Annotated in this window: 26 protein-coding genes; 25 read left to right on the top strand and 1 reads right to left on the bottom strand. The window is 53.7% G+C overall.

Annotated elements, in window-relative coordinates; all coding sequences use genetic code 11:
* Nucleotides 1–154 precede the first annotated feature (154 nt).
* From fliD to ACP3PW_RS15235, 15 genes are all read left to right on the top strand, one after another.
* The gene (fliD, locus tag ACP3PW_RS15305) at nucleotides 155–1,609 is read left to right on the top strand and encodes a flagellar filament capping protein FliD (RefSeq protein ID WP_426417599.1); all 1,455 of its coding nucleotides are present in this window, start codon (nucleotides 155–157) and stop codon (nucleotides 1,607–1,609) included.
* Between the two features lie 76 nt (nucleotides 1,610–1,685).
* Nucleotides 1,686–2,069, top strand: coding sequence for a flagellar export chaperone FliS (gene fliS, locus ACP3PW_RS15300; protein ID WP_426417598.1), 384 nt, complete (start codon nucleotides 1,686–1,688; stop codon nucleotides 2,067–2,069).
* Between the two features lie 242 nt (nucleotides 2,070–2,311).
* Nucleotides 2,312–2,701 (top strand): flagellar export chaperone FliS, encoded by a 390-nt coding sequence (gene fliS, locus ACP3PW_RS15295; RefSeq protein ID WP_426417597.1) that lies wholly within the window; start codon nucleotides 2,312–2,314, stop codon nucleotides 2,699–2,701.
* Between the two features lie 107 nt (nucleotides 2,702–2,808).
* Nucleotides 2,809–3,123, top strand: a complete 315-nt coding sequence (fliT, locus tag ACP3PW_RS15290; RefSeq protein WP_426417596.1) for a flagellar protein FliT — start codon at nucleotides 2,809–2,811, stop codon at nucleotides 3,121–3,123.
* A 247-nt stretch (nucleotides 3,124–3,370) separates the two neighbouring features.
* Nucleotides 3,371–4,825, top strand: coding sequence for a sigma-54-dependent transcriptional regulator (locus ACP3PW_RS15285; protein ID WP_426417595.1), 1,455 nt, complete (start codon nucleotides 3,371–3,373; stop codon nucleotides 4,823–4,825).
* Nucleotides 4,826–5,156: 331 nt separating this feature from the next.
* Nucleotides 5,157–6,518 (top strand): sensor histidine kinase, encoded by a 1,362-nt coding sequence (locus ACP3PW_RS15280; RefSeq protein ID WP_426417594.1) that lies wholly within the window; start codon nucleotides 5,157–5,159, stop codon nucleotides 6,516–6,518.
* Nucleotides 6,515–7,993: a sigma-54-dependent transcriptional regulator gene (locus ACP3PW_RS15275; protein ID WP_426417593.1), complete on the top strand. Its 1,479-nt coding sequence runs from the start codon at nucleotides 6,515–6,517 to the stop codon at nucleotides 7,991–7,993. Before ACP3PW_RS15280 ends, ACP3PW_RS15275 begins: the two co-directional genes overlap by 4 nt.
* 383 nt (nucleotides 7,994–8,376) lie before the next feature.
* Nucleotides 8,377–8,730 (top strand): flagellar hook-basal body complex protein FliE, encoded by a 354-nt coding sequence (gene fliE, locus ACP3PW_RS15270; RefSeq protein ID WP_426417592.1) that lies wholly within the window; start codon nucleotides 8,377–8,379, stop codon nucleotides 8,728–8,730.
* Between the two features lie 23 nt (nucleotides 8,731–8,753).
* Nucleotides 8,754–10,460 (top strand): flagellar basal-body MS-ring/collar protein FliF, encoded by a 1,707-nt coding sequence (fliF, locus tag ACP3PW_RS15265; RefSeq protein ID WP_426417591.1) that lies wholly within the window; start codon nucleotides 8,754–8,756, stop codon nucleotides 10,458–10,460.
* A gap of 58 nt (nucleotides 10,461–10,518) precedes the next feature.
* Nucleotides 10,519–11,508 (top strand): flagellar motor switch protein FliG, encoded by a 990-nt coding sequence (gene fliG / locus ACP3PW_RS15260; RefSeq protein ID WP_426417684.1) that lies wholly within the window; start codon nucleotides 10,519–10,521, stop codon nucleotides 11,506–11,508.
* Between the two features lie 55 nt (nucleotides 11,509–11,563).
* Nucleotides 11,564–11,767 (top strand): hypothetical protein, encoded by a 204-nt coding sequence (locus tag ACP3PW_RS15255; RefSeq protein WP_426417590.1) that lies wholly within the window; start codon nucleotides 11,564–11,566, stop codon nucleotides 11,765–11,767.
* A gap of 21 nt (nucleotides 11,768–11,788) precedes the next feature.
* On the top strand, nucleotides 11,789–12,778 hold the full coding sequence (locus ACP3PW_RS15250; RefSeq protein ID WP_426417589.1) for a flagellar assembly protein FliH: 990 nt from the start codon (nucleotides 11,789–11,791) through the stop codon (nucleotides 12,776–12,778).
* On the top strand, nucleotides 12,778–14,106 hold the full coding sequence (gene fliI / locus ACP3PW_RS15245; protein WP_426417683.1) for a flagellar protein export ATPase FliI: 1,329 nt from the start codon (nucleotides 12,778–12,780) through the stop codon (nucleotides 14,104–14,106). The genes ACP3PW_RS15250 and fliI overlap by 1 nt, the downstream gene beginning before the upstream one ends.
* A 76-nt stretch (nucleotides 14,107–14,182) precedes the next feature.
* Nucleotides 14,183–14,629, top strand: a complete 447-nt coding sequence (gene fliJ / locus ACP3PW_RS15240) for a flagellar export protein FliJ (protein ID WP_426417588.1) — start codon at nucleotides 14,183–14,185, stop codon at nucleotides 14,627–14,629.
* A 122-nt stretch (nucleotides 14,630–14,751) separates the two neighbouring features.
* Nucleotides 14,752–15,984, top strand: coding sequence for a flagellar hook-length control protein FliK (locus ACP3PW_RS15235; RefSeq protein ID WP_426417587.1), 1,233 nt, complete (start codon nucleotides 14,752–14,754; stop codon nucleotides 15,982–15,984).
* A gap of 153 nt (nucleotides 15,985–16,137) precedes the next feature.
* Here the strand turns inward: ACP3PW_RS15235 and ACP3PW_RS15230 are convergent, their stop codons facing one another.
* Complete coding sequence (locus ACP3PW_RS15230; protein WP_426417586.1) at nucleotides 16,138–16,284, bottom strand: hypothetical protein; 147 nt, start codon at nucleotides 16,282–16,284, stop codon at nucleotides 16,138–16,140.
* Here ACP3PW_RS15230 and ACP3PW_RS15225 point away from each other — a divergent pair.
* The 10 genes from ACP3PW_RS15225 (at nucleotide 16,283) to flhF (ending at nucleotide 25,432) form a co-directional block, all read left to right on the top strand.
* Nucleotides 16,283–16,807: a flagellar basal body-associated FliL family protein gene (locus ACP3PW_RS15225; protein WP_426417585.1), complete on the top strand. Its 525-nt coding sequence runs from the start codon at nucleotides 16,283–16,285 to the stop codon at nucleotides 16,805–16,807. The genes ACP3PW_RS15230 and ACP3PW_RS15225 overlap by 2 nt on opposite strands.
* Before the next feature lie 32 nt (nucleotides 16,808–16,839).
* Nucleotides 16,840–17,805, top strand: a complete 966-nt coding sequence (gene fliM / locus ACP3PW_RS15220) for a flagellar motor switch protein FliM (protein ID WP_426417584.1) — start codon at nucleotides 16,840–16,842, stop codon at nucleotides 17,803–17,805.
* 15 nt (nucleotides 17,806–17,820) lie between these two features.
* The gene (gene fliN / locus ACP3PW_RS15215; protein WP_426417583.1) at nucleotides 17,821–18,351 is read left to right on the top strand and encodes a flagellar motor switch protein FliN; all 531 of its coding nucleotides are present in this window, start codon (nucleotides 17,821–17,823) and stop codon (nucleotides 18,349–18,351) included.
* The gene (gene fliO / locus ACP3PW_RS15210; RefSeq protein ID WP_426417582.1) at nucleotides 18,351–18,770 is read left to right on the top strand and encodes a flagellar biosynthetic protein FliO; all 420 of its coding nucleotides are present in this window, start codon (nucleotides 18,351–18,353) and stop codon (nucleotides 18,768–18,770) included. The genes fliN and fliO overlap by 1 nt, the downstream gene beginning before the upstream one ends.
* A 53-nt stretch (nucleotides 18,771–18,823) precedes the next feature.
* Nucleotides 18,824–19,516 carry a flagellar type III secretion system pore protein FliP gene (gene fliP, locus ACP3PW_RS15205; protein ID WP_426417682.1) on the top strand — a complete coding sequence of 231 codons (693 nt, stop codon included), beginning with the start codon at nucleotides 18,824–18,826 and terminating at the stop codon, nucleotides 19,514–19,516.
* 3 nt (nucleotides 19,517–19,519) lie between these two features.
* Nucleotides 19,520–19,789 carry a flagellar biosynthesis protein FliQ gene (fliQ, locus tag ACP3PW_RS15200; protein WP_426417581.1) on the top strand — a complete coding sequence of 90 codons (270 nt, stop codon included), beginning with the start codon at nucleotides 19,520–19,522 and terminating at the stop codon, nucleotides 19,787–19,789.
* Nucleotides 19,790–19,793: 4 nt separating this feature from the next.
* Nucleotides 19,794–20,570 (top strand): flagellar biosynthetic protein FliR, encoded by a 777-nt coding sequence (gene fliR / locus ACP3PW_RS15195; RefSeq protein ID WP_426417580.1) that lies wholly within the window; start codon nucleotides 19,794–19,796, stop codon nucleotides 20,568–20,570.
* Nucleotides 20,571–20,612: 42 nt separating this feature from the next.
* A complete protein-coding gene (flhB, locus tag ACP3PW_RS15190; RefSeq protein WP_426417579.1) occupies nucleotides 20,613–21,782 on the top strand; it encodes a flagellar biosynthesis protein FlhB in 1,170 nt (389 codons plus the stop codon).
* Nucleotides 21,783–21,897: 115 nt separating this feature from the next.
* The gene (flhA, locus tag ACP3PW_RS15185) at nucleotides 21,898–24,024 is read left to right on the top strand and encodes a flagellar biosynthesis protein FlhA (RefSeq protein WP_426417578.1); all 2,127 of its coding nucleotides are present in this window, start codon (nucleotides 21,898–21,900) and stop codon (nucleotides 24,022–24,024) included.
* 58 nt (nucleotides 24,025–24,082) lie between these two features.
* Nucleotides 24,083–25,432, top strand: a complete 1,350-nt coding sequence (gene flhF / locus ACP3PW_RS15180; protein WP_426417577.1) for a flagellar biosynthesis protein FlhF — start codon at nucleotides 24,083–24,085, stop codon at nucleotides 25,430–25,432.
* Nucleotides 25,433–25,466 lie beyond the last annotated feature (34 nt).

The raw sequence follows: 25,466 nt of genomic DNA, 5'->3' as shown, positions 1-25,466 counted from the left end.
TTCTGAGCGAATAATAAAATAATGGCTCAGAATGGCATAGGAATTGCCTTGTTTGGGGTTAAGGGCATAGGTGGGTTGATAGAGACCCGAAATGCTGTAAAAACGTCAGAAGAGTGACGGCGAAGCGTCGTCGTTACCCAGCGAGGTTAGGTTCGTGTCAATTCAAGGTATTAATTCAGGTCTCGATATTCCCTCCATTGTGAGCGCGTTGGTCAACGCTGATGGAGCCCCCAAGTCTGCGCAACTGGATCGTGCTGAGAATCGAGCCGTTACCTCAATTTCTGCCCTGGGCAAATTGCAGAGCGCTACCTCCAGTTTCAAGAGCTCGCTTGATGAGCTAAACGACCCGGATCTGTTCAATAGACGTTTCGCCAGCAGCGGCGATAATGCGCTCTTTACCCTAAGCGCGGATAAAACTGCGGGGGCGGGGAGTTATGATATTGCGGTTGAGCGCTTGGCCGAGAGCCATAAAATTGCAACCCAGGCTTTTGTTGATACCGCTACTCCTATTGGTACCGGTACCCTGACTTTGGGGCAGGGTTCGGAATCGTTCGACATTACCTTGACCGCAGACAACAATACCCTTGAAGGGTTGCGCGATGCGATTAATAGTGCCGAGGATAACCCAGGCATTTCAGCTACCATTGTCACCGACGATGATGGTGCCCGGCTGGTGCTGTCCAGCGGTGAAACAGGCACCGATAATCAGCTCTCCATTACGGTTAAAGACGACGATGGTAATGAGCAGGGGACCGCCATTGACCCCAATGCTGGTATTTTCGATCTGGTCTATGATCCTGATCCGGTCACCGGGAACGGTTCCAGAGAGTTAAATGCTGCCCAGGACGCATTGCTAAAGATTGATGGATTAACCGTGACCCGTCAGAGCAATACGATTGCCGATGCGATTGAGGGAGTGACATTTACCCTCAAAGCTGCACAAAGCGCCGAGGATGTGCTTGCAGGAAACACCGTCAGCGCCTCTGTGAGCGTTGACGCCGGAGCTTCTCGAAGCAAAGTTGATGAGTTTGTGAAGGCTTACAATGCCCTGATTGATGTCACCAAAGAGCTTACTGCAGTTGTGGCTGTAGGGGGTGACGATAAGGCGCCGGTGGCGGGTCCACTGGTCGGGGATTCTACGGTGCGTAATCTTGTTAGCCAGCTGCGTGCGCAATTGGTTAACCCGACGAGCGATGAGGGCGCGGCGTTTAGTTTTTTGGCTGACCTGGGTATTACCACCACCAAAGAGGGTAAACTGGAGGTGGATGATGCCGTTCTTGGGGCGGCGTTAAACGATGACGTTGCCGGTGTAGCGGAATTTTTTGCCGGTGAAAATGGTCTGATGGGAAGGCTCACCGATGTGATTGACCCTTATGAGGGGCCGGCAAACATTTTGCAGGAGCGGGTAGACAACCTGAATGAGCGGCTCAGTAGTGTCGATAATGATCGTGAAGCGTTAAATCTGCGCCTCGTCAAGCTTGAGCAGAGGCTGAATAATCAGTTCAATACCATGGATCAAATGGTCGGTCAGTATAATGGTACGCTTGAATACATCACCGGTGCCCTGAAAAATCTGCCAGGAGTAGTGCGCCAGAGCAAAGACGATTAATCACTGTTTAGTTATCGCGGCCGCACTTAATGGTTGCGATCGATTTTGTCCATTTAGCCAATAAGGAACATTGTTGATGTCCACTACACCTAGCGACCTGTACAAGTCTGTTGAGTTGAATAATGAGGTGCCTCCCTACGAGCGGGTGCGATTACTGCTGCATACTGCGATTAGCAAGCTGGAGCGGGCGCAGGTAGCTCACCAAGAGGGAGACGTCGTCGGGCGTGGTGAGCTGATGGGTGACGTGGTCACCATTATCGGTTTTTTGCAGGCGGCGCTGGACAAGGATCAGGGAGGGGAGATCGCCGAAAATCTTGATGCCTTGTACGATTACATGACCCGTAAGCTGGGCGAATTTCATCTGGATCAAAGCCTTGAGTCGTTGCAAGAGGTCGGTAACCTGTTGGGTGATATGCGCGATGCCTGGGATGGGGTTGCCGAGCAGATGAAGGCCAAGTAGTTCGTCATCGTTGTTGTGTCATTGAAGGGAGGCGAGCGCCTCCTTTTTTGTACCTGTAGGCTTGGTTATGCGGCGATAATGCCATGCTTCACGCCGCACCGAATTGCCATTAAAGCGCCCCTACGGCGAAAACTCGCTACATCGCGATCTAGGGTAGATCTTTTTATCGATTATTTTTAAAGTCTTCAGGGGGAGCGCCGATACATTGGGTATCTAATCATTAAAATGCAGCGGGCCTTATTATGAACAGCGCAGTAGCCATCCAGAGTTATCAGAGTGTGCGTACCGAGACCGGCGTGACCGATGCATCGCCGCATCGCCTTATCCAGCTGTTGATGGAGGGCTGTCTCGAACGCCTGGCGCGGGCCAAAGGGGCGATTGCCCGTAACGATGATGCGTTACGCAGTGAAACCCTGAGCCGTGCAATCGCTATCATCGGAGGCTTGCAGGTGGTACTGGATTTTGAAAAGGGCGGAGAGGTTGCTGAAAATCTGAATGCGCTTTACCACTACATGACGGGCCGGCTGTTCGAAGCGAACCGCGATTCAGACCCTGAAATAATCGATGAGGTGGCTCGTTTGATGATCAACATTAAAGAGGGTTGGGACGGCATCGCTGACCAGGCCAACTAACGGAATAGCGGGTCCGTTAGACCTCGCTGTGAGGAGTCATTCGTCTTATACTCAGCGTTGGGAAGAGCCGTAACCACGGCTCTTTGTTTTAGTTCTGGGAGTTTTTGATGCCGGCTTCAACTACCGCGACGCAGCTTGAGGATCTGTGCCAACAGATACGGGGTGCGCTAAGCCAGGAAAATTGGGAAGCGCTGTCCGGGCTGGATGACCAGTGTCGTAAGGCATTGGTTGCCGTTGGAGACGAGCAAGTTCTTAAGGCAAGGCTGCAAGATGAGCCCGAGCTGGCCCAGGCCCTGCTGGAGCTGCAGCAGTCATACGGGGCGTTGGTAGATCGCTGCCGGCAGCACCGTGATAATTTGCGCGAGGAGCTAACCAAGGCGCGCCGTGGGGGGCAGGCCGCAAGGGCCTATACTCAGCGTTAGCCTCCCGGTATTACTCTCGTGGATTTTTCTAAGCTTCACCCCCTTATAGCTGTTTTTTCTCTCATGTGTCCCCACGTTGATGCGGGTCACTGTCAAAAAATTGAATTTTTGTCCTCATTTAGTGACAATGTAGTGGTAACTGACTAATATTTCAGGGAAATGTCGCGTAGCTACCCAGGGTTTCAAACTCTGGAGCCATACTGCGTCATGAGCCCCGTTTTGGCCATTAAGGGAGTGCGCCTGCATTATGTGGCGAGATATCAAGTTGCTGTTGATTGATGAGGATGACGAGCGTCGTCAACACCTTAAGGTGATTTTCGATTTTCTGGGTGAAGAGGCTCTGGGCTGTAGTGGCTCCGACTGGCTTCCGCGCCTGGAAGAAACCGATGAAAAGCCGGATGTCACCGCTATTATATTGGGTGATGTGGCGAGTGGATTTAACCCTGTCCTGCAGCAGATTAAGCAGTGGGATGAGGGCGTGCCCGTGCTGATGCTGGGGGATCGGTCTCGCCTTGAGGAGGTTGACGAAGAGCTACGTCAGCAAGTGATCGCCTTTATTGAGGTTCCCCCAAGCTACAACAAACTGTTGGACAGTTTGCACCGTGCCCAGGTCTACCGTGAACAGTTTGATATGAGCCGTGGTCGAGGGGTGCAGCGTGAGGTGCAGCTATTTCGTTCCTTAGTGGGTACCAGCCGTCAGGTGCAGACGGTTCGGGAGATGATGACCCAGGTCGCGGATAAGGACGTCACGGTGTTGATTACCGGTGAATCCGGAACCGGGAAGGAGGTCGTGGCGCGCAATCTTCACTTTAGCTCTCATCGACGCAATGGCCCCTTCGTGCCGGTTAACTGTGGCGCGATTCCCGGCGAGCTACTTGAGTCGGAGCTTTTTGGTCACGAGAAAGGAGCCTTTACCGGGGCGATCTCCACCCGCGTAGGTCGTTTTGAGTTGGCTCAGGGCGGCACCCTGTTCCTCGATGAGATCGGCGATATGCCGCTGCATATGCAGGTCAAGATCCTTCGTGTATTGCAGGAAAAGAGCTTCGAGCGGGTGGGTGGCAGTAAATCGATTCCAAGTGACGTGCGTATTATTACCGCCACTCACCGCGATCTGGAAAAGATGATTGAAGAGGGTTCATTTCGCGAAGATCTCTACTATCGCCTGAATGTGTTTCCCATCGAGATGCCAGCACTTCGAGAGCGGGTCGAAGATATCCCCTTGCTGTTGAATGAGCTCATTTCTCGCATGGAAAATGAGAAACGCGGGTCGATTCGTTTTAACTCTGCGGCGATTATGTCCCTCTGTCGCCATGATTGGCCGGGTAATGTTCGCGAACTGGCAAACCTGGTCGAGCGCTTGGCGATTATGCACCCCTATGGGGTTATCGGTGCCATGGAGCTGCCCAAAAAGTTCCGTCATATCGATGAGGGGGAGGAGACCAATGCTGACCTTATCGAGATGTTTGCGGGTCAGTCTGGCTCTCAGGCTCCGCTGGCAGATGGCCCGGCCCTGCTGCCAGTCAACGGGCTGGACTTGAAGCAGTACCTGACTGATCTGGAGTGCAGCTTGATTCGCCAGGCGCTGGACGATAGTAATCATGTGGTTGCCCGTGCCGCTGAACGTTTGCATATCAGGCGTACCACTTTGGTGGAAAAAATGCGCAAGTATGGCCTTCAGCGTCGAGAAGGTAGCACCGACTAGAGCCGAGAGGTCCTGGTAGGTATTCACTTTGCTACGGGGCCTGATCTCGGCGGTGAGGGCGCGCACCCCGCTTTGCCCCACCCCTTTCTGTTATCTCAGAACTCGCTTTACCCCACCCTTATCATCACCTCCTTTTTCCCGCAGGGGCCGTTTGTTTTTTCACGAGATCGGCCCGTCAAACTATTGTCGTACCTCCTGTTGAGCGTTGCCTTTCCTCTCTCAACAACTTGAAATTGTTGCAAAAAAGACTGTAGGCATGGTTTTTGCTAAATGCTGTTCGGGTAACGTTTTTTTGTCGTTACTAATTATTTGAACAGGCTGGGAGTCAATAATGTCCGCACCACTCAAGCAGATTTCAGGTTCGATCTCCCCAAGGGGGGGAGCGCGAAAGCCGGTGATCTCGGCGCAATCTTTGCTGGGTGAGACCCTGGCGGGTGGTTCTTCGGTGGTCGGAAACAGCAGTACCACGTTTTCAGAGTCAATCAGCAGCCTGATGCAGCCCATTAACTCCCGCGAGGAGTTGGAGTCTGCGTTTCGTCAATTTAACGAGATGTCTGAGCAGTTAGCCGGTTCTTACCAAATGCTGGAGAACCGGGTCGAGGTACTGCAGCAGGAGCTGGCCTCGGAGAGCCAGCAGCGGATTCAGGAACTGACCGAGAAAGAGCAGCTTGCCGGTCAACTCGAGAGTCTGCTGCACCTGCTTCCTGCGGGGGTCGTGGTGCTCGATGGTAAGGGGCGTATACGGCGTAGCAATCCCGCTGCAGCGGAGCTGCTGGGCGAACCGCTGGAGGGGGAGTTGTGGCGGGACATTATTCAGCGTTGCTTTGCCCCCAAGCGACACGATGGTCATGAGGTATCGCTTAAGGACGGGCGTCTGGTCAGCGTCGCCTTAAGGTCCCTTGAAAAGGAACCGGGCCAATTGATATTAATCTCGGACCTTACCGAAACGAGACGCTTGCAGCAGCAGCTAAGCCGCCATGAACGGCTCTCGGCCATGGGCAAAATGGTCGCCTCTCTTGCCCACCAGATCCGTACGCCGCTTTCATCCGCGATGCTCTATGGTGGGCATTTGGTAGAGGGAGGGCTGGCCCCGGACAAGCAACAACGCTTTGCGGGTAAGTTGATGTCGCGCTTGCGTAACCTGGAACAGCAGGTGCGGGATATGTTGATTTTTGCCCGCGGTGAGTTGCCGATGTCGGACCTGATCGATGTCCGCCAACTGGTTCATGAGATACGCCAGGGTGCGGAGCCTGTTATCGAGTCATCGGCCTCAAGCCTGGAGTGGACGCTGGGATGTCGCCCTACTGCGCAGATCTATTGCAATCGGGATGCGCTTGTTGGCGCGGTGCAAAACCTGATTAACAACGCGGTGGAAGCGGCGGGTAAAGGTGCTGTGATTCGTGTTGCACTGGCGCAGCAAGACGCGCAGCTGCATATCGAGGTCACCGACAAGGGACCCGGATTTGATCAGGACACCAGGCAGTTACTTGAAGAGCCTTTTTTCTCGACTAAACCCAAGGGAACCGGGCTGGGCATCGCCGTAGTGCGCTCAATTGCCCGCGCACACCAAGGGGATTTTGGTATTGATTCGGTTCCAGGAGAGGGCACCTGTGCAAGGATTAGCCTCCCTATTAAACAGGAGATACCTGCGGTTAAGCCTCAGGGCGATCTTCCGAAGGAGACATTATTATGACATCTGCTCGCATTTTGGTGGTGGAAGACGATCGCGATCTACGTGAGGCATTGCTCGATACCCTGGAGTTGGCAGACTATCAGGCCAGCGCCGCCGATTGTGCGGAGGAAGCTATTAAGCAGTTGCTGCTGTCACATTTCGATCTGGTGATCACCGATGTCAATATGCCCGGTATGGATGGACATGAGTTATTGGCTCATATAAAAAACGAGCACCCTCAGATACCCGTGCTGCTTATGACGGCCTACGGCAGTGTAAATCGGGCAGTCGATGCCATGAAAGAGGGGGCGGTTGATTATCTACTCAAGCCCTTCGAGCCCAATGCGTTGCTAGCCCTGCTCAAGCGCGTTTTGGTGGGCGAGCAGGGCTCGGGTACCGATCAACCGGTCGCGGTGGAGGCCAGTAGCCAGCAGGTTCTGGCCCTGGCCCGCCGGGTAGCAGGTTCCGATGCGACGGTACTGATTTCAGGTGAGAGTGGTACCGGTAAGGAGGTTTTGGCTCGTTATATACATCAAAACTCCTCCCGTGCAGGGAGAGCGTTTGTGGCGATAAATTGCGCTGCAATTCCCGAAAATATGCTGGAAGCAACCCTGTTTGGCCATGAAAAGGGAGCCTTTACCGGAGCCTATAACAGCGCCCCGGGAAAGTTTGAATTGGCCGATGGCGGTACCATTTTACTCGATGAAATATCGGAGATGGACCTGGGACTTCAGGCTAAGTTGCTGCGAGTACTGCAGGAGCGTGAAGTTGAGCGTGTAGGGGGGCGTAAAACCCTGTCGCTGGATGTGCGGGTGATTGCTACGAGCAACCGGGACATGGCGGGTGAGGTGAGCGCAGGGCGCTTTCGTGAAGACCTCTACTATCGACTCTGTGTATTCCCCGTGCAGTGGTTACCGCTGCGGGAACGGACGGCAGATATTGTGCCGCTGGCACGCCGTTTGATTCAGGTGCACAGTGAAAAAATGCGAAAACCCGCGCCGCAACTGGATGATTCGGCCTGCACGGCGCTGTTGGTCCACCAGTGGCCTGGCAATGTTCGGGAGCTGGATAACGCGGTTCAAAGAGCGTTAATTTTGCATCAGGGTAGCTCTATATCCGTAGCGGATCTCTGCTTGCCGGGTATTGCGTCCACCCTGGCCACGTCCATGCCCCTGTCGCAACCTCTTCACCAGAATCCCGTTATCCCGCAGGCCGCTATGGCCCAGGAGGATGCCGTTCAGCCCCGTGGGGTGCCTGTGCAACCTGATGCGATGGCCGGCGCGGCGCCAGCCACCTCTACTGACAGTATGGCGGCGGGACTCGGTGAGGATATGAAGAGTCACGAATATCAGGTCATTATTAATGTGCTACGGGACCAGCGTGGCCGCCGAAAGGAAGCGGCAGAGAAGCTGGGCATCAGTGCCCGAACCTTGCGCTATAAGCTGGCAAAGATGCGCGAGGCGGGCTTCGACCTGGACTCTGCCATCGCCTGTTAGGGCAACGGCCCATCACTTTTTAGTACCTGACTACTCTATCGACTGTAGAGAGTTAGTCGATCCATCCGCAGACTCCGTGCTGCTTACCCCCTGCACTAAGGCCTATTGGCAAGCCGGATAACGACTTGCCTTACCTTATCCCTTGGTTGATCCCGCACCCTCTCTTGAAACGGAGGCGTCCCAAACTTCTTGATCCCTTCTGGCTACCTGATTTGCCGGTTGTGCCTGTTTTGGCCTGTTTTATGCAGAAAGTAAAGTAATGGCCCTGTTTCGACAACAAATTGTCGCCGGGAAGGGGGATCTCCTCAGAGAAAAGATACCCCGACAAAAAAATGGCAGTGAGCTTGACGGCTCCAGGCAAAGAAGAATCAAGGAGAAGTCGGATGTCGCAACCCGTAGAAATGAGCAGAATGATGTTGGAAATGCGTTCTATGCAGGCAGAGGCACAAACGCGTATACAACCGGCGATGCCATCCCTTAATGAGTTGGGCGTCGTTAAAGAGGCGAATAGTGTTCCGGATTTCTCCGAGCTATTTAAAAGTGCGATCGATTCGGTCAACGGTCAGCAAAAGAGTGCTAACCAGATGCGTACCGCTTTTGAGCGGGGTGATGCCGGAATTGATCTGCCGGATGTGATGATCGCCGCCCAAAAAGCCAGTATTTCGTTTCAGGCAATGTCTGAGGTGCGCAATAAGTTGGTTAACGCCTACGAAGATATTATGAAGATGCCGGTCTAGGGCATTGATAACAGGATTTTGACATGGCAGCCGCAGCAACTGAAACAGGACAGCAAGTAATGGCAACAGGCAAACCCGCAGGGAATGATCTGTTCTCCTCGTTAGGGGACCTGAGCGTAATGCGTCAGGTGGGTTTAATGATTGGCCTTGCCGCAAGTGTCGCGGTTGGTTTTGCGGTCGTGCTCTGGACACAGCAACCCGACTACCAGCCTCTGTATGGCAACCTGCAGGATTTTGATTCAGCACAGGTTGTACAATCCTTACAAGAGAGCAATATCCACTATCGGATTGAACCCAATACCGGAGCTATTTTGGTGGGGGCCGAGGATGTCGCTAAAGCGCGTATGACCCTGGCGGCATCGGGCATAACCGGCGATCGCACCATCGGTATGGAGCTGCTCGATAAGGAGCAGGGGCTGGGAACCAGCCAGTTTATGGAGAATGTGCGCTATCGCCGAGGCCTGGAGGGTGAGCTGGCGCGCACCATAGCCAGCCTTTACAACGTGCGGAACGCCCGAGTGCACCTGGCCATCCCCAAGCGTTCGGTATTTGTGCGCGACCCGCGTCGGCCAACGGCCTCCGTTTTTATTGAACTCTATGGAACCCGTGGACTCGCACCGCAACAGGTAAAAGCCATTATGAATCTGGTGGCCTCCAGTGTGCCGGAGATGTCCAATGAAGAGGTGACGGTAGTCGATCAGAATGGCACGTTGCTCTCCGTTGTAGATACCGAAAAAGAGTCCCAGCTCAAGCAAGCGAATCGCCAGCTCGAGTACACCAAAAAGCTTGAAGATACATTGGCGCGGCGGGTCCACAACATCCTCACACCGGTGCTGGGTAGTGGGAACTATCAGGCCGAAGTTGCAGCCAACGTTGATTTTACATCGGTAGAGCAAACCTCTGAGCAATTCAACCCCGACGCGCCGGCGTTGCGCAGCGAACAGACTCTCGATGAGCTACGCAGTGGTACTCAAACCCAGGGCGGGATACCTGGCGCGCTATCGAATCAGCCTCCGGGAGAGGCTACTGTGCCGGAGCAGGTTGAGGGTGCCGAAGGTGCAGCGGAGCAGGGTGCTCGTCAGGACTCCCGTTCCCGCTCAGCCCGTAACTTTGAGCTCGATAAAACCATCAGCCATACCCGCTTTCAGCAGGGGCGTATTAGCCGGTTGTCGGTTGCGGTGGTGATCAATGATATCACCGAGGTGAATGCAGAAACCGGTGAAACCACTCGTATTCCCTGGAGTCAGAGCGACCTGGATCGCTTTACCCTGCTGGTTAAGGATGCCGTAGGTTTTGATATCTCCCGCGGAGATAGCGTGAATGTGATTAATTCGGCATTCCGGGCCGTGGCGGAAGAGCCGCTGCCTGAAGTGCCTTTTTATACTGAACCCTGGTTTTGGGAGATCGGCAAACAGGTAGCGGGGGGGCTGTTCCTGTTGATCTTACTGTTTGGCTTTATTCGCCCCATGATCAAAAACATTATGAGCGCCAGTGGCGATAGCTCTCGGGGGGGCGTCAGTGCTGAGGATCTCGATGCCCTGGATGCTGCCAGTGGCGGAGAAGCCGGTTTGGGGGATGATCGGGTTACTCTCAGTGGTGCCGGAGGTGTACTATTACCCGGTCCCCATGAAGGTTATGAGCAGCAGCTGAATGCCGTAAAGGGCTTGGTGGCCGAAGATCCGGGTCGTGTAGCACAGGTAATTAAACAATGGGTAGCGGACGATGAATAATCCAGTTCCTGCAGCGACCGATCCGGTTGTAGCCAATGCTCTTGAGATCGCAACCAAAATGGGCGGCATCCAGCGGTCGGCCATTTTTATGATGAGCCTCGGTGAGGCAGATGCCGCGGAAGTCCTTAAGCATATGGGGCCGAAAGAGGTGCAGCGCGTCGGTGCGGCCATGGCTCAAATGGAAAATATTAATCGCGATCAGGTCGATTCAGTTCTCAGGTTTTTTATCGATACTGCACGCAATGAAACTGGCTTGGGTGTGGGAGCGGATGGTTACATCCGCAACATGTTGACCCAGGCGCTTGGCGAAGACAAAGCGAGCGGCCTCATTGACCGAATCCTGCTCGGTGGAAATACTACCGGGCTTGATACCCTGAAGTGGATGGAACCCCGGGCGGTAGCCGACGTTATTCGTTACGAGCACCCCCAGATTCAGGCGATTGTCGTCGCCTATCTCGACTCCGACCAGGCCGCTGAGATTTTGGGCTATTTTGATCCCAAAGTACGACTGGATATCGTGCTTCGGGTGGCAGGCCTGAGCACGGTGCAACCCGCAGCGCTGCAGGAACTCAACAATATTTTGGAGCGTCAGTTCTCCGGCCGCAGTGGCTCCCAGACCACGACCATGGGAGGGGTTAAGGTCGCCGCTGATATTATGAACTTCGTCGAGAGTGGCATTGAAGGTCAGTTGATGGATCAGATCAAGGAGGTCGATGAGGACCTGTGCACCCAGATCGAAGACCTGATGTTTGTGTTTGATAATCTGGGAGATGTCGACGACCGGGGTATTCAGGCGTTGCTGCGTGAGGTCTCCTCTGATGTGCTGATCCTCGCACTTAAGGGTGCCGATGATAAGGTCAAGGATAAGATCTTCAAGAACATGTCCAAGCGTGCGTCCGAGCTGCTGATGGATGATCTGGAAGCGAAAGGGCCTGTACGGCTTAGCGAAGTGGAAACGGCGCAGAAAGAGATCCTTACCATTGCCCGCCGCATGGCGGAATCGGGTGACATTGTCCTCGGGGGTAAGGGTGGCGAGGAGATGCTGTAACGGTGACTTCTGTGCGTAGACACTGCATCGGTTGTGGACTACCAAAGGGGCTGAAATGAACACCCCCAGGCTGTTTCAACATAAAAACTACACAGGCACCGTTGAAGTGAACACGGATGAAGGTGGTTTCTACGGCAAGGTTGGGTTCGTACGCGACCTCATCTCCTACGAAGCCGAAACCATTCCCGAGCTCAAGGTAGCCTTCATTGAGGCGGTCGATGAGTATCTGGCCGACTGCCAAGAGCTTGAGCGCCAATAACAGCGTGAACGAGTATGCATCATGACGATTAAATCGGATTGCCACGACACTCTGATACCCGCGGAGAGCTGCGGTGCCGTAAGCCCCGTCGCGTTACCCGCTTTCGAATCCCCCGGCCATGTTGTCGAGCGCGAGGGGGGGGAAGAGCAGAGTTTTTCAGGATTTCGTCGCACAGGGGCGCCATCACAGTCGGGTGTGGCGGGAGCGAGTCGCACAGCAAAAACACCGCTGACACCGGAGCAGGAGCTGCAAAAAAAGCGAGAGCAGGCCTACGTTGAGGGATTTGCCGCCGGCAAGTCCGCCGGATACGACGAAGGCTTTGCCCTGGGGAAAGCCGATGGCGAGCGGCAGGGGGAGGCTGTCGGTACCGAGCGTGCCGAAGCTGAGGCCAAACAGCGCTTTGACGACCAGTTGATGCGTCAGGGAGCGATGATCGGTGAATTAAGTCGTCAGCTTGTATACCCGATCGCCGAGCAGGATGAAGCCATTACCCGGTCCCTCGCAGAACTCTCTTTATCCATTGCTCGGGAGGTGATAGGTCGCGAAATCAATGCTGATTCGTCGCATATCGAGACGATCTGCCGCGAGGCGATTTTGCAACTGCCGTTGGCCAGTGGTGCGATACGCGTGAGTATTCACCCGCAGGATCAGCCCATTGTGCAGAAACTTTGTGAAGAGTTGCAGGGTGATTGGCAGATCGTGCCGGACCAGAATATGCTGCCGGGTGGATGCTGTATTGAAACCGCCAGTAGTTTGGTGGATGCATCGGTAGAGAAAAGAGTTGCGCTGATTGCCGAACAGGTAGCCGAGCAGCATCTCCATACACACGCACAAACGACCCAGCAGCAGCATGAAAGCCTGGAGGGGTTGGAGCAAAGGCTGTCGGCAACCGATGATTCATCGATTGCACCTTCGGCGAGCCCGCAGGCGGCTGGTTTATCCGATGACGAACGGCCCGATGACGAGCAGCCCGGTGAGGACTCGGAAGCGCCCGATGGGGAGGCTCTGTGATTCGCCCCGACTTTGCCGTACGCCTTGAGGCATACAAAAACAGTTTGAAGCCGGTTTCAACGCCCCAGGTTGCAGGGCGTTTGACCCGCATGGTGGGGTTGACCCTGGAAGCTGTTGGTTGTCGGGTTTCTACCGGTAAGCGGTGCCTGATCGAAACCCATGACGGAGGTTATATAGAAGCCGAAGTGATGGGGTTTGACGACAAACGAATCTTTTTGATGCCCCTCGAAACGGCCCCTGGCATTCAGCCCGGTGCGCGGGTGATCCCTCAGGAAACTGAAAGCCTGGTACCTGTTGGGATGGGGATGTTGGGGCGAGTGATAAATGGCCTTGGCAAGCCTCTCGATGGAAAAGGCGCACTGGATGCTGATGATTATGTTCCCCTGGCGGGTGAGACCATCAATCCACTGGGCAGGCAACCGATCAATGAACCCCTCGATGTAGGTATTCGTTCTATCAACTCCATACTCACGGTTGGGCGTGGACAGCGGCTGGGGTTATTTGCGGGCAGTGGTGTCGGTAAGAGTGTACTGCTCGGCATGATGACCCGCTTCACCCAAGCCGATATCACTGTTGTTGGATTGATCGGTGAGAGGGGTCGAGAAGTTAAGGAGTTTATCGAGGAGACTCTGGGTGAAGAGGGGCTTGCCCGTTCAGTTGTTGTCGCGTCGCCGGCGGATGATTCTCCGGTGATGCGCTTACGCGGAGCCATGCTTTGTACGCGGATCGCCGAATACTATCGTGACCAGGGCAAGAGCGTATTGTTGCTGATGGACTCGTTAACTCGCTACGCGCAGGCACAACGAGAAATAGCACTGGCTGTCGGCGAGCCACCGGCAACCAAAGGCTATCCACCATCGGTATTCGCCAAGCTGCCCCAACTCGTAGAGCGGGCGGGTAACGGTGCCAGTGGCCGTGGCTCGATTACGGCCTTTTATACCGTACTAACGGAGGGGGATGACCCCCAGGATCCTATAGCCGACGCATCGCGAGCTATCCTCGATGGTCATGTGGTGTTGTCGAGACGGTTGGCCGAAGCGGGTCATTACCCGGCCATCGATATCGAGGCGTCGATAAGTCGGGCGATGCCACAGGTTGTATCCGAGGAGCATCTTGCGTTGGCCCAAAAATTCAAACAGATCTACTCTGTATTTGAGAAGAATCGCGACTTGATTGCGATTGGAGCCTACAATGCGGGCAGTGACCCAGCCATTGATGATGCCATCGGCAGACAGCCCATTATGCGTAGCTTTCTACAGCAGGGGCTGCGTGAAAGCCTAACCTTCGACGATAGCCTGGGTGGTTTACATACGGTGATGGACAGCTGACCTTGGTTGGCATCAACGGTCGATAATTTGCCAAGGCTCCGGCCCCATCAGATGACACCCGAAGGAGCACGGTGACGTGAAACGTTCAACTCGCATGAATACCGTTTTGCAGGTAACCAGTGCCGATGAAGAGAAAGCGGCCCAGCTGTTTAAGCAGATTAACGACCGCCTCAAAAGCGAACAGAATAAGTTACTGCAGCTTCAATCCTACCAAATGGAGTATCACCAGCAGGTTCGAGAGGGTCGTGCCTTTAGTGTGCAGCAACTGCAGCAGATGTCTCAGTTTATTGGGAAATTGGGAGAGGCGATTGAGCAGCAGCAGGCGCAAGTAGTGCGAGTGACCGAGCAGATGCAGCAGTTGAGGCAGAGCTGGATTTCGGCACGTGGCCGCACGTTGAGCATTACCCAGCTACAGGAAAACTACCTTGCCGAGGAGCAGCGCTGGGAAAATCAACAAGAGCAGAAAGAGATCGATGAGCTCGTAAATAATCGCAGCGCGCGAGCTATCCACAACAAGCCGTAGTTATTAAAAACACCAGCGTTGTTGGCGTATTCCTCCGATGGGTTTTGTTCCTGTCTCTCTGGTTTCATAGTTGGCCTGCATATTGCTCATACAGGGTGTAACCCGAAAGTGAGTATCACGTTATGCAAAATGGAACCGCACTTATATCCTTTGCCAGCTCCATGCCTGTCGCCGAACCGGTGGCGGGGATTGTGGCTCCTGGCATGTCTGAAGAGTCGCCGCCGACCACCTTTAGTTCGGCACAACTAACTGATTTAAAAGAAAGTATTGAGGATTTCCTATCGCCGGAGTTGTTGGCCCAGCTGTTTCCAGAAGGGGTGGGTAATCTCCCTGACGCTGAGTTTGCCGAACGGGTAGAGCAGCTCCCACCATTTGTTCAGCAAACGCTTTACGCCTTGCTGGGCGGCAACGGTTTGCCGCTGACGGAACAGCCTTTGCCGCAAGCAGCACCCGACAAAGCGGTAGCGGGAGTCGAGGGCCGGGAGGGGGGTATCACTCCGGCCAGCAGTGATCCGGCGGGGCGAGTAGCTCCTGTTATTCAATCATTGAGCGCAACTGCGGAGTTTGTCGCTGAGGAAGATGCCCCGGCCTGGCTGCAGGTGTTGCGCCCCTTGAGTGGTAAACAGGAGGGCGGTGACCCCAGGCTCGGGCTGGAATCCAGGCTACCACCTACGGTATCTGATGCAGAGAACTCGACCGTACTGAACGCCCACGCAGCACCTGCCGGGGAGTTGTCGGCGTTACTGCAGCGTTCATCCCAGGCTGGAAAGGTGGCCATTGATGCTGCTCTGGCACCGCTGGATTCGTTATCGGCGCCTTCGGAGGTGCAGACCAACGTGGTGCCTATGGCAAACGGTTACGCTATCCAGACACGGGAAGTTCAACCTGGCGGGCCACAGCAGTTGGTTACCGAGATAACCCAGACCGTTGGCACGGCGCGCTGGGGTGAGGCGGTAATGGACAAGGTGATGTGGCTTAGCAGCCAGAACGTCCAGTCGGCACAGATTCGGCTTGATCCCCCGGATTTAGGACCTTTGGAAGTTAAGATCAGCATTAATAGTGATCAAGCCAACGTTGTTTTTTCAAGTAACCATGCTCAGGTGCGCGATGCATTGGAGCAGCAGTTGGCGAGACTACGGGAGATGTTTGATCAACAAGGCGTGGAGTTAGTCAGCGTGGATGTCTCGGATCAGGGGCTTGCCCAGCAGCAGGGGCAAGGCGACGATAATGACCCTGATGGAGTCGGTGCCGTTTCGTCAATATCACAGGAGGCGGAGGGTGAAGATGTTGCTGAAGGCGACGCCTCAGCAGCCAAGGTGGTTATGGGTTCAAGTTTGGTCGACTATTACGCTTGATCTGAGGGTGAAATTGCCGAGTAGAGGGGCGTGCCGGTTGAGCTGGCACGCCCTTTCACGTTTGTGCACCTTTGATCTGACGGTAATCCGAGTCAGTCATTGCCCATTTAAAGTAGCTCGTTTCATTGCCTGTCGCTGGTAAGTCAGTTGTCTTCAATTTAAAATTACCCCTGATTTACGAAGGCCAGAGATTGCTGCTGTCAGGTTTTTTTCAATAAAATCAGCAGCTTTCAATCGATAAAGCTGGCTCAACTTTTGCAATACCACCAGTATTGCAGTCATACGACGGATAATTGACATGGCAGAGAATAATACGGATGAAGTTCAGGAAGGTGGCGATGAGCCAAAAGGCGCCAGCAAGAAGAAACTTGTCATCTTTTTACTGTTAGCGGTCGTGTTGCTCGCTGGTGTGGGCGGTGGTACCACCTATTTCCTATTAATGGGGGGGGAGCAGGTCGAGGTAGCCGAAGGGGAAACGGAAGAATCCGAGGAAGTAAGCTCCAAAGAGGCTTTTTATATGGCGTTGGGCGACCCTTTTATCGTTGATTTTAATGTTGATGGAAAGCAGCGTTTTTTACAGATCTATATCTCTGTTATGGCTCGAGATAAGGAACCTTTGTCAGCGTTGGAAACCCATCTACCGCTGATTAGAAACAACCTGAATCTGGTGATTGGGCAGCAGGAGTTTGCGGCGCTCTCTACCAGTGAGGGCAAGCAAAAACTTAAAGATGAAGCGCTGGTATCTGTTCAGCAGGTAATGAAAGCTGAAACCGGAAAAGATGTCATTGAATCAATACTGTTCACCAATTTTGTTATCCAGTAATCGATAAAGCTGTCCGCCGGGAAGGATTGATTGTGCAAGACTTACTATCACAAGACGAAATCGATGCGCTACTTCATGGCGTAGATGACGGTGATGTCGATACAGAGACGGATACGTCGCCTGGAGGCATAAAATCCTATGACCTGACAAGCCAGGATCGAATTGTTCGTGGGCGCATGCCTACGCTGGAAATGATTAACGAACGTTTTGCCCGCTACACCAGAATTAGCATGTTTAACATGCTGCGCCGTAGTGCTGATGTCGCTGTTGGTGGTGTTCAGGTAATGAAGTTTGGCGAATACGTTCATAGTCTTTATGTGCCCACCAGTCTCAACTTGGTCAAAGTTAAGCCGCTGCGTGGGACCTCTCTTTTTATCCTCGATGCCAAGCTGGTGTTCAAACTGGTAGACAATTTTTTTGGTGGGGAAGGGCTGCACGCCAAGATTGAGGGGCGTGAGTTTACTCCTACAGAAAACCGGGTTGTACAATTGGTTCTGGAACAGGTTTTTATTGACCTTAAGGAAGCTTGGGGGCCGGTTCTAAAAGTTGACTTTGACTATGTAAACTCAGAAGTAAATCCTGCACTTGCCAATATCGTCAGTCCTAGCGAAGTGGTTGTTGTGAGTACTTTTCATATTGAGTTGGATGGTGGTGGTGGTGATATGCACGTTACCTTGCCTTATTCAATGATTGAGCCAATACGTGAGGTTCTTGATGCCGGTGTGCAGAGCGATATTGATGATCGTGATGAACGCTGGATTCGCTCGTTGCGCGAGGAGATCATGTCCGCACGGGTAGATCTATCTGCCACTGTTGTCGATCGTGATCTCTCCCTGCGGGAAGTAATGGCAATGAAGCCAGGAGATGTTATTCCGGTTGAGATGCCAGAATATATTGTGTTACAAGCCAACGGAATACCGACGTTCAAAACCAAGTTGGGTGTTTCACGGGATAACCTGGCGTTACAGGTACTCAGTGCGATAGAACGTCCCAAGTAACGGAGGGAGGCGGTTATGGCAGATTCTGATGATAATAATGAGCTGGAACCAGGTGTTCAGGCAGACGGACAAGACCCCATGAGTGAAGAAAATATGAGCGGTGAAGGTAGCGATGATCAGGCGTTGGCCGATGAGTGGGCTGCGGCCCTTGAGGAGTCGGGAGATGGTGGCGATCAGGAGGATATCGATGCACTACTCAATGAAGCTGAGAAGCCCGCTCCGGCGGTGATGGAGCAGCTGGCGGAGCCGAATAATGCACTTCCTGCGTTTGCGGGTAGTGAAGATGGCCCCAATCTTGATGTGATTCTGGATATTCCCGTCACTATCTCCATGGAAGTGGGTGGAACCGACATTACTATTCGCAACCTTCTTCAACTTAATCAGGGGTCAGTAATCGAGTTGGATCGGCTGGCGGGTGAACCACTGGATGTCCTGGTGAACGGCACCCTGATCGCTCATGGCGAGGTGGTGGTTGTTAACGAGAAATTTGGTATTCGATTGACGGATGTTGTGAGTCCGTCTGAGCGTATAAAGAAGTTGAAATAATGAGCCGGATTCTTTGCGCATTCGCTATGTTTTTGCCGGGAATCGCTTTGGGGGCCGAAGAGGTGGCGCGCGCTACTGCGCCCGAGGTGATGTCAGCGGCGTCGCTGATGCAGGTTGCTGGCGGTCTGTTGTTGGTTGTGGCGATTATCTTTGTCATCTCCTGGTTGATGCGTCGAGTGAACGGTGTTAACACGGGTCACGGCGGAAAAATGAAGGTCTTGGCGGGCATCGCGCTGGGGGCCAGAGACCGGCTGGTGCTGGTTCAGGTCGGTGATAAGCAGATACTATTGGGTGCATCTCCTGGTCGGATTAACACTCTGCATGTGTTCGATGAGCCTGTTATTGCGCCAGGCGAGCAGAGTAGTGGAGATTTTGCCAGTAAGTTGCAGGAGATTGTACAGAGGGGTTCCTCCTCGTGAAGTGGGTTGCATTGCTTCTTCCCCTGCTCGGATTGCTGTTTCCTTTGCACGCTATGGCGGAGACACCTTTGGGTATTCCCGCGTTAAAGGTCACCACCGCGGCCAACGGTGATCAAGAGTACACGGTAACCATCCAGATTCTTGTAATCATGACGATGATGACGCTGCTGCCAGCGATCATCATGATGATGACATCGTTTACGCGAATCATAATTGTCTTTTCCATTCTTCGACAGGCGCTAGGGCTGCAACAAACCCCCTCTAATCAGGTGTTGCTTGGGCTGACGTTATTCCTTTCATTTTTTATTATGACGCCGGTTCTGAATGTCGCGAATGAACGGGCGTTGCAGCCCTACTTAAAGGAGGAGATCGGCTCCGTAGAGGCCCTGCAGCTCGCATCGGAGCCATTCCGGGAATTTATGCTGGCGCAGACCCGCGAATCGGACCTGGATCTGTTTGTGAAAATTTCCGGGCAAAACGATATCCCTTCTGCAGAGGAGGTGCCCTTTAATATTCTTGTGCCCGCGTTTGTTACCAGCGAGCTGAAAACGGCCTTTCAGATCGGCTTTATGTTGTTTATCCCGTTTTTGATCATCGATCTCGTGGTAGCCAGTGTGCTTATGGCCATGGGTATGATGATGTTGTCGCCGTTGATTGTATCCCTGCCCTTTAAAATCATGCTTTTTGTTCTCGTCGACGGTTGGGCTCTGGTGATCGGTACCATGGCTGCGAGTTTCGGGGTGTAGCCGATGACGCCTGAAGTTGCCATTGATCTGTTTCGCGATGCGCTGTTCATTATTGTGCAGATGGTGGCCGTTATCGTCGTTCCCAGTTTATTGGTAGGTTTGATGGTGAGTGTGTTTCAGGCCGCAACCCAGATCAATGAGCAAACCTTGAGTTTTCTTCCGCGTTTGCTCGTAACCTTAATAACCATTATGTTCGCGGGTCCCTGGCTATTAAGAACCCTCATGGATTTCTTTACAGATCTAATGGCCAACATACCCTTGATCATCGGCTAGGCAGATGATCGAACTTTCCACACAAGAGATCAGTGGTTGGATCAGCCATTTTATGTGGCCCCTGTTTCGCGTAGCGAGCCTGTTTATGGTGATGCCGATTATCGGTACGCAGTTGGTTCCCATGCGAGTGCGACTTCTATTTGCGGTTGCGGTTACCGCGCTGGTGGCCCCTTTGCTTCCTGACATGCCGGAGATCGATGTGCTCTCGGTGTCCTCCTGGATTATTACGGCGCAACAGGTGTTGATCGGCAGTTTAATGGGCTTCGTGCTACAGCTTTTCTTTCACACCTTTGCGTTGGCAGGGCAGATGATTGCGATGCAGATGGGCTTGGGTTTCGCCTCTTTGAACGATCCGGCAAACGGGGTGAACGTGGCTGCGGTAGGGCAGTTATACCTGATGCTGTGCACCCTGTTGTTCCTCGCGATGAACGGCCACCTGGTAGTGATTCAGGTGGTGGTGGATAGCTTTTTCACCTTACCTGTTGGCCAGTTTTTACCACTGCACAGTTTGTATGAAATAGCGGTCTGGTTTGGCTGGATTTTTGGTAGTGCGTTGCTGATTGCTATTCCTGCAATGAGCGCCCTGCTTATCGTAAACCTTACTTTTGGTGTTATGACCAAGTCCGCACCACAGTTAAATGTATTTGCTCTCGGATTTCCGATGACCCTTGTGTTTGGCCTGTTCATTATCTGGGTGTCTATCTCCGGATTCCTTGCTCAGTACTCACAGATGGCAGAGTCGGCACTCTTTGTGCTTAGAAACCTCGTCGGTGTCCAATAGTTGACGGGCAGGGCGGTGGGGTGGTCAAAGGGTCTATAGCGGATGGCAGAACAACAAGACAGCAGTCAGGATAAATCGGAAGAGCCCACAGAAAAGCGAATTCGTGATGCTCGCGAAGAGGGGCAGGTTCCGCGCTCCAAAGAGCTGACGACCATGCTACTGCTGTTGGTTGGCACTGGCTCGTTGTTCGCATCGGCGGCACTGATTGGTAATAATATTGGTTCGGTTATGCGTTTCAATTTCACCCTGGAACGCAAATCCATGTTTGATACTTCATTGATGATTCAGCATTTAGGCGTCTCTTTGGTTGAAGCGACGACCTCTCTAGTCCCCTTTTTTATTGCCATGATGCTGGTTTCCCTCTTGAGTCCACTGGCTCTTGGGGGGTGGTTGCTTAGTGGCAAGGCGGTGATGCCAAAGCTAAGTCGTATGGATCCTCTAAAGGGGCTCAAGCGGATGTTTTCCGCCAAATCCCTGATCGAGCTATTGAAGTCCATCGCCAAGGTAGCGGTGGTCGCTACGGTTTCTATTATGGTGCTGCTGTCCAAGCAGGAGGACTTCCTGGGGATGGGCAAGGAGGCGATTCCCCAGGCGATTGCCCACGGTCTGTCGGTGCTGGGGTGGTCGGTCCTCGGTATGAGTGCGAGTCTCATTCTGATTGCGCTGATCGATATCCCGTTTCAAATTTGGGATCACCGTAAGCAGTTGATGATGACCAAGCAAGAGGTCAAGGACGAGTATAAGAATACGGAAGGCAAGCCTGAGGTGAAGGGGCGTATTCGCCAGCTGCAACGTGAAATGGCCGAGCGACGTATGATGGCGGATGTTCCCAAGGCAGACGTGGTTATTACTAACCCGACCCACTTTGCCATAGCCATTAAGTACGATGCGGCCAAGGCGGAAGCTCCCTTTGTTTTGGCGAAAGGCGTGGAGGAGGTGGCCTTCAAGATTCGTGAGATTGCAAACGCCCATGATGTCACCATCATTGAGGCACCCAGACTCGCACGAGCAATCTATTTCACCACCCGTATCAGTCAGCAGATTCCTGCAGGCCTTTACGTGGCGGTAGCCCAGGTACTCGCTTACGTTTTCCAGCTGCGCCGCTACAAGGATGGGGTCGGGGATAAGCCGCAAGCCCAGCCTGAATTCCCGGTTCCCGGTGATTTGATGCGGGACACCGAGGGTAATATCGTCGAACCCGGGAAGGAGTAGGCGGACTTAGTTGTCTTTACGATTCCACTAAATGTAAAACAGGAAGGATTTTTGCATAAAGCTCCCCATAGTGAATAAAACGTCATGGTTTTGACGAGCATAAGTGGGGAATGCAGTGGATAGAGCCGTAGTGTTGGGTAACATGCGAAGTATTGGCCAGGGCAGCCTGGGCGTGCCTTTGCTGCTGTTAATCGTATTGGCAATGATGACCTTGCCAGTGCCCCCGTTTCTGTTGGACGTTCTGTTTACCTTTAATATTGCCTTGGCGCTGGTCGTGCTGCTGGTGAGCGTCTACTCTTTGCGACCGCTCGACTTCGCGGTGTTTCCTACCATTTTGCTGGTTGCTACCCTGTTGCGTCTGGCGCTTAACGTCGCCTCTACGCGAGTGGTATTGTTGCACGGCCACTCGGGTGGTGATGCGGCGGGTAAAGTTATCGAAGCCTTTGGTGAAGTGGTCATCGGTGGCAACTACGTTGTGGGTCTGGTGGTGTTCGCCATCCTAATGATCATCAACTTTGTTGTGGTAACCAAGGGTGCCGGACGTATCTCTGAGGTAAGCGCACGATTCACTCTTGACGCGATGCCTGGTAAGCAGATGGCGATCGATGCGGATTTGAACGCCGGCCTCATTCAGCAAGAAGAGGCGCGCACTCGCCGGCAGGAGGTTGGCCAAGAGGCGGATTTCTACGGGTCGATGGATGGTGCCAGCAAGTTTGTCCGTGGTGACGCCGTAGCCGGCCTGTTGATCTTGTTTATCAACATTATTGGTGGCCTTAGTATCGGTATGGCCCAGCATGGCCTCACATTTGATACGGCACTACAAAACTACTCCCTGTTGACCATCGGGGATGGTCTGGTTGCCCAGATCCCCTCCCTGTTACTGTCCACTGCATCCGCCATCATGGTTACCCGGGTAACCGATTCCATGGAGATGGGGCACCAGATTACCCAGCAGATGTTTGCGACTCCCAGGGCGCTCGCGGTGGCGGCCGCCATCTTGTTGATCATGGGATCCGTTCCCGGTATGCCCCACGTCGCGTTTTTGGGGTTGGGAGCATTGGCTGCGGTGGGAGCCTGGTTTATCCACCATAATAAGCAGCGGGGCGAGCAGGACGCGGCGGACGAAGAGCAGAACAAGGTGCTGCTGGAGCAGCAGGAGCAAGAGAAAAGCGCTACCGAGACACGGGAGCTCGGCTGGGATGATGTGACTCCCGTCGATATGATCGGTCTCGAGGTGGGTTACCGTCTGATTCCCCTGGTCGATAAAACCCAGGGCGGTGAGCTGTTAGGGCGTATCAAAGGGGTGCGGAAGAAGCTCTCTCAGGAGCTGGGTTTCTTGGTGCCATCGGTTCATATCCGCGATAACCTGGACCTGCTCCCCAATGTTTACCGAATCACGCTGATGGGGGTCACCATCAGTGAGGCCGAGGTGCATCCGGATCGCGATCTGGCGATCAATCCGGGTCAGGTGTTTGGAGCCTTGCAGGGCATTGAGGGCAAGGATCCAGCGTTTGGCCTGGATGCGGTGTGGATCGAACGCGGCCAGCGTGAGCGGGCGCAGACCCTCGGTTATACCGTTGTAGATGCATCGACGGTGGTGGCGACACATCTCAATCAGGTGATGAGCAAGCACGCACATGAGTTGCTGGGTCATGAAGAGGTGCAGCAACTGCTTGATTTGCTGGGACGTCAGTCACCCAAGCTGGCTGAAGATCTGGTGCCGAACAAGGTATCGGTTAGCACCCTGCTGAAGATATTGCAGAACCTGTTGGCGGAGCAGGTATCGGTACGGGATATTCGCACAATCGCCGAGGCTTTGGCGGATCACGCGTCGAAGAGTCAAGATCCTGTCGCGCTCACGGCGGTGGTGCGGGTTGCGCTATCACGCTCAATCGTACAGGGCATCGTGGGTCTGGAACCGCAGGTACCGGTGATTACTCTGGATCCCACATTGGAACAAATTTTGCTGCAGTCAGTACAGCAGGCACGGCAAGGTGGTGCTGCCGCCGATGAAGGGGTCGTTTTGGAGCCGGGAATGGCTGAAAAATTGCAACAGTCCCTGGTAGCAGCGTCACAGCAGCAGGAGTTGGCGGGCAAGCCCGTCGTGTTACTGGTAGCTGCACCCATAAGGCCTTTGTTGGCGCGCTTTGCCCGTTACGGTGTTGCTTCGATGCACGTGCTCTCCTATCAGGAGATTCCGGACAACAAGCAAATAACCATCGAAGGAACAGTCGGACAGTAATGACAATGCCAGGTTACATCTCAGGCAGCAATCGACGCTTTATAGCAGGTGAAATGACATGAAAATTAAACGCTACTTCGCATCCGATATGAGGCAAGCCCTGAAGCTGGTCAAGGATGATTTGGGAGATGACGCGGCGATTGTGTCTCAGCGCAAAGTCGCCGGCGGAGTTGAGGTGGCCGCTTCGATTGAAGCCAACCTTCCGCGTAGCGCGGCGTTCGGGAGCGCTGAGGCTCGCAGTGGGCTGGATGGAGCGCTCGCGAAAGCGCGAGAAAAGGTTGTGGCCGCAGAGCAGGGAGTGGGAAGTGCTGGGGCTCAAGCTCAGCCTATTGGAGAGCAACACGTAGCCTCAGCCGATGCCGTGCGCCGTACGCTTCAATCATTACAAAGCGAGCGCAACGGTACAGCGAGTGCGCCTGCGACGCATTCGTCCGTAGCCAGTCAGGGTACGGGGCAGCAGACGCTGGAGCTGATGCGAGATGAGCTTAACAATATGAAAGAGCTGCTACAGCAGCAGTTGGGGAGCGTTGCGTGGGGGCAGTTTGTGGAGCGATCTCCCCAGCAGGCCATGTTCTGGCGTCGGCTGACCGGCATGGGTTTATCAGCGGCGATGTGTAAGCAGCTGTTGACGGTCATTGAGCCCGGCAAACCGGCCACCCACAATTGGCGGCAAGTGCTTGCCGCCTTGGCCAGGCAATTGTCTACCACGCAGAAAAATCTGGTGATGGAGGGGGGGATATTTGCTTTCATAGGGCCTACGGGGGCGGGTAAGACAACTACCATTGGCAAGCTGGCAACCCAATACGTGTTGGAGCACGGACCGGATCAGGTTGCGCTGGTTACGACCGATTGCTACCGGGTTGGTGCAGCCGAGCAGGTCAAGGCTTTGGGGCGTATTCTGAATGTGGCGGTGCGAGTCGTGGAAAATCCACGCCAGCTTCAGCCTACTCTGGACGGCTTGAGTGACAAATCCCTGGTGCTTATTGATACTGCAGGCCTGCACCATCAGGATCCCAATCTACAGCTACAATTAGCCATGCTGAACAACGTAAGGCCGATGGTACGCAGCTTGTTGGTTTTAGCGTGCACGAGTCAGCAGCAAGTGATGCGGGCGGCTTATCATACCTATGGTGGTGCGAGACTTGTGGGCTCAGTCTTTACCAAAATCGATGAGGCCACCAGTATGGGGGAGGCTATTAGTTTGGTGTGTGAGCATGGACTACCAGTTTCTTACCTCGCTGATGGGCAGCGAATACCGGAGGATATCTGCCAGGCACGTGCCCATAGCTTGATTAGTCGAGCCGTAGCAATTTCAGAACAGCTGCCAGAAGATGACGAAAATATGATCAGTTCGTTTGCCAGGAGTAGTAGCCCCACCAGTCCCTATTCGACTCGCTATGTAAGTTGAGGTATTGAGGATAGAATGGGGCACCAACGTATTG

This window comes from Aestuariirhabdus sp. LZHN29, from assembly GCF_049985285.1.
Lineage (GTDB): Bacteria > Pseudomonadota > Gammaproteobacteria > Pseudomonadales > Aestuariirhabdaceae > Aestuariirhabdus.
This window is presented reverse-complemented; position numbering and strand designations above follow the sequence as displayed.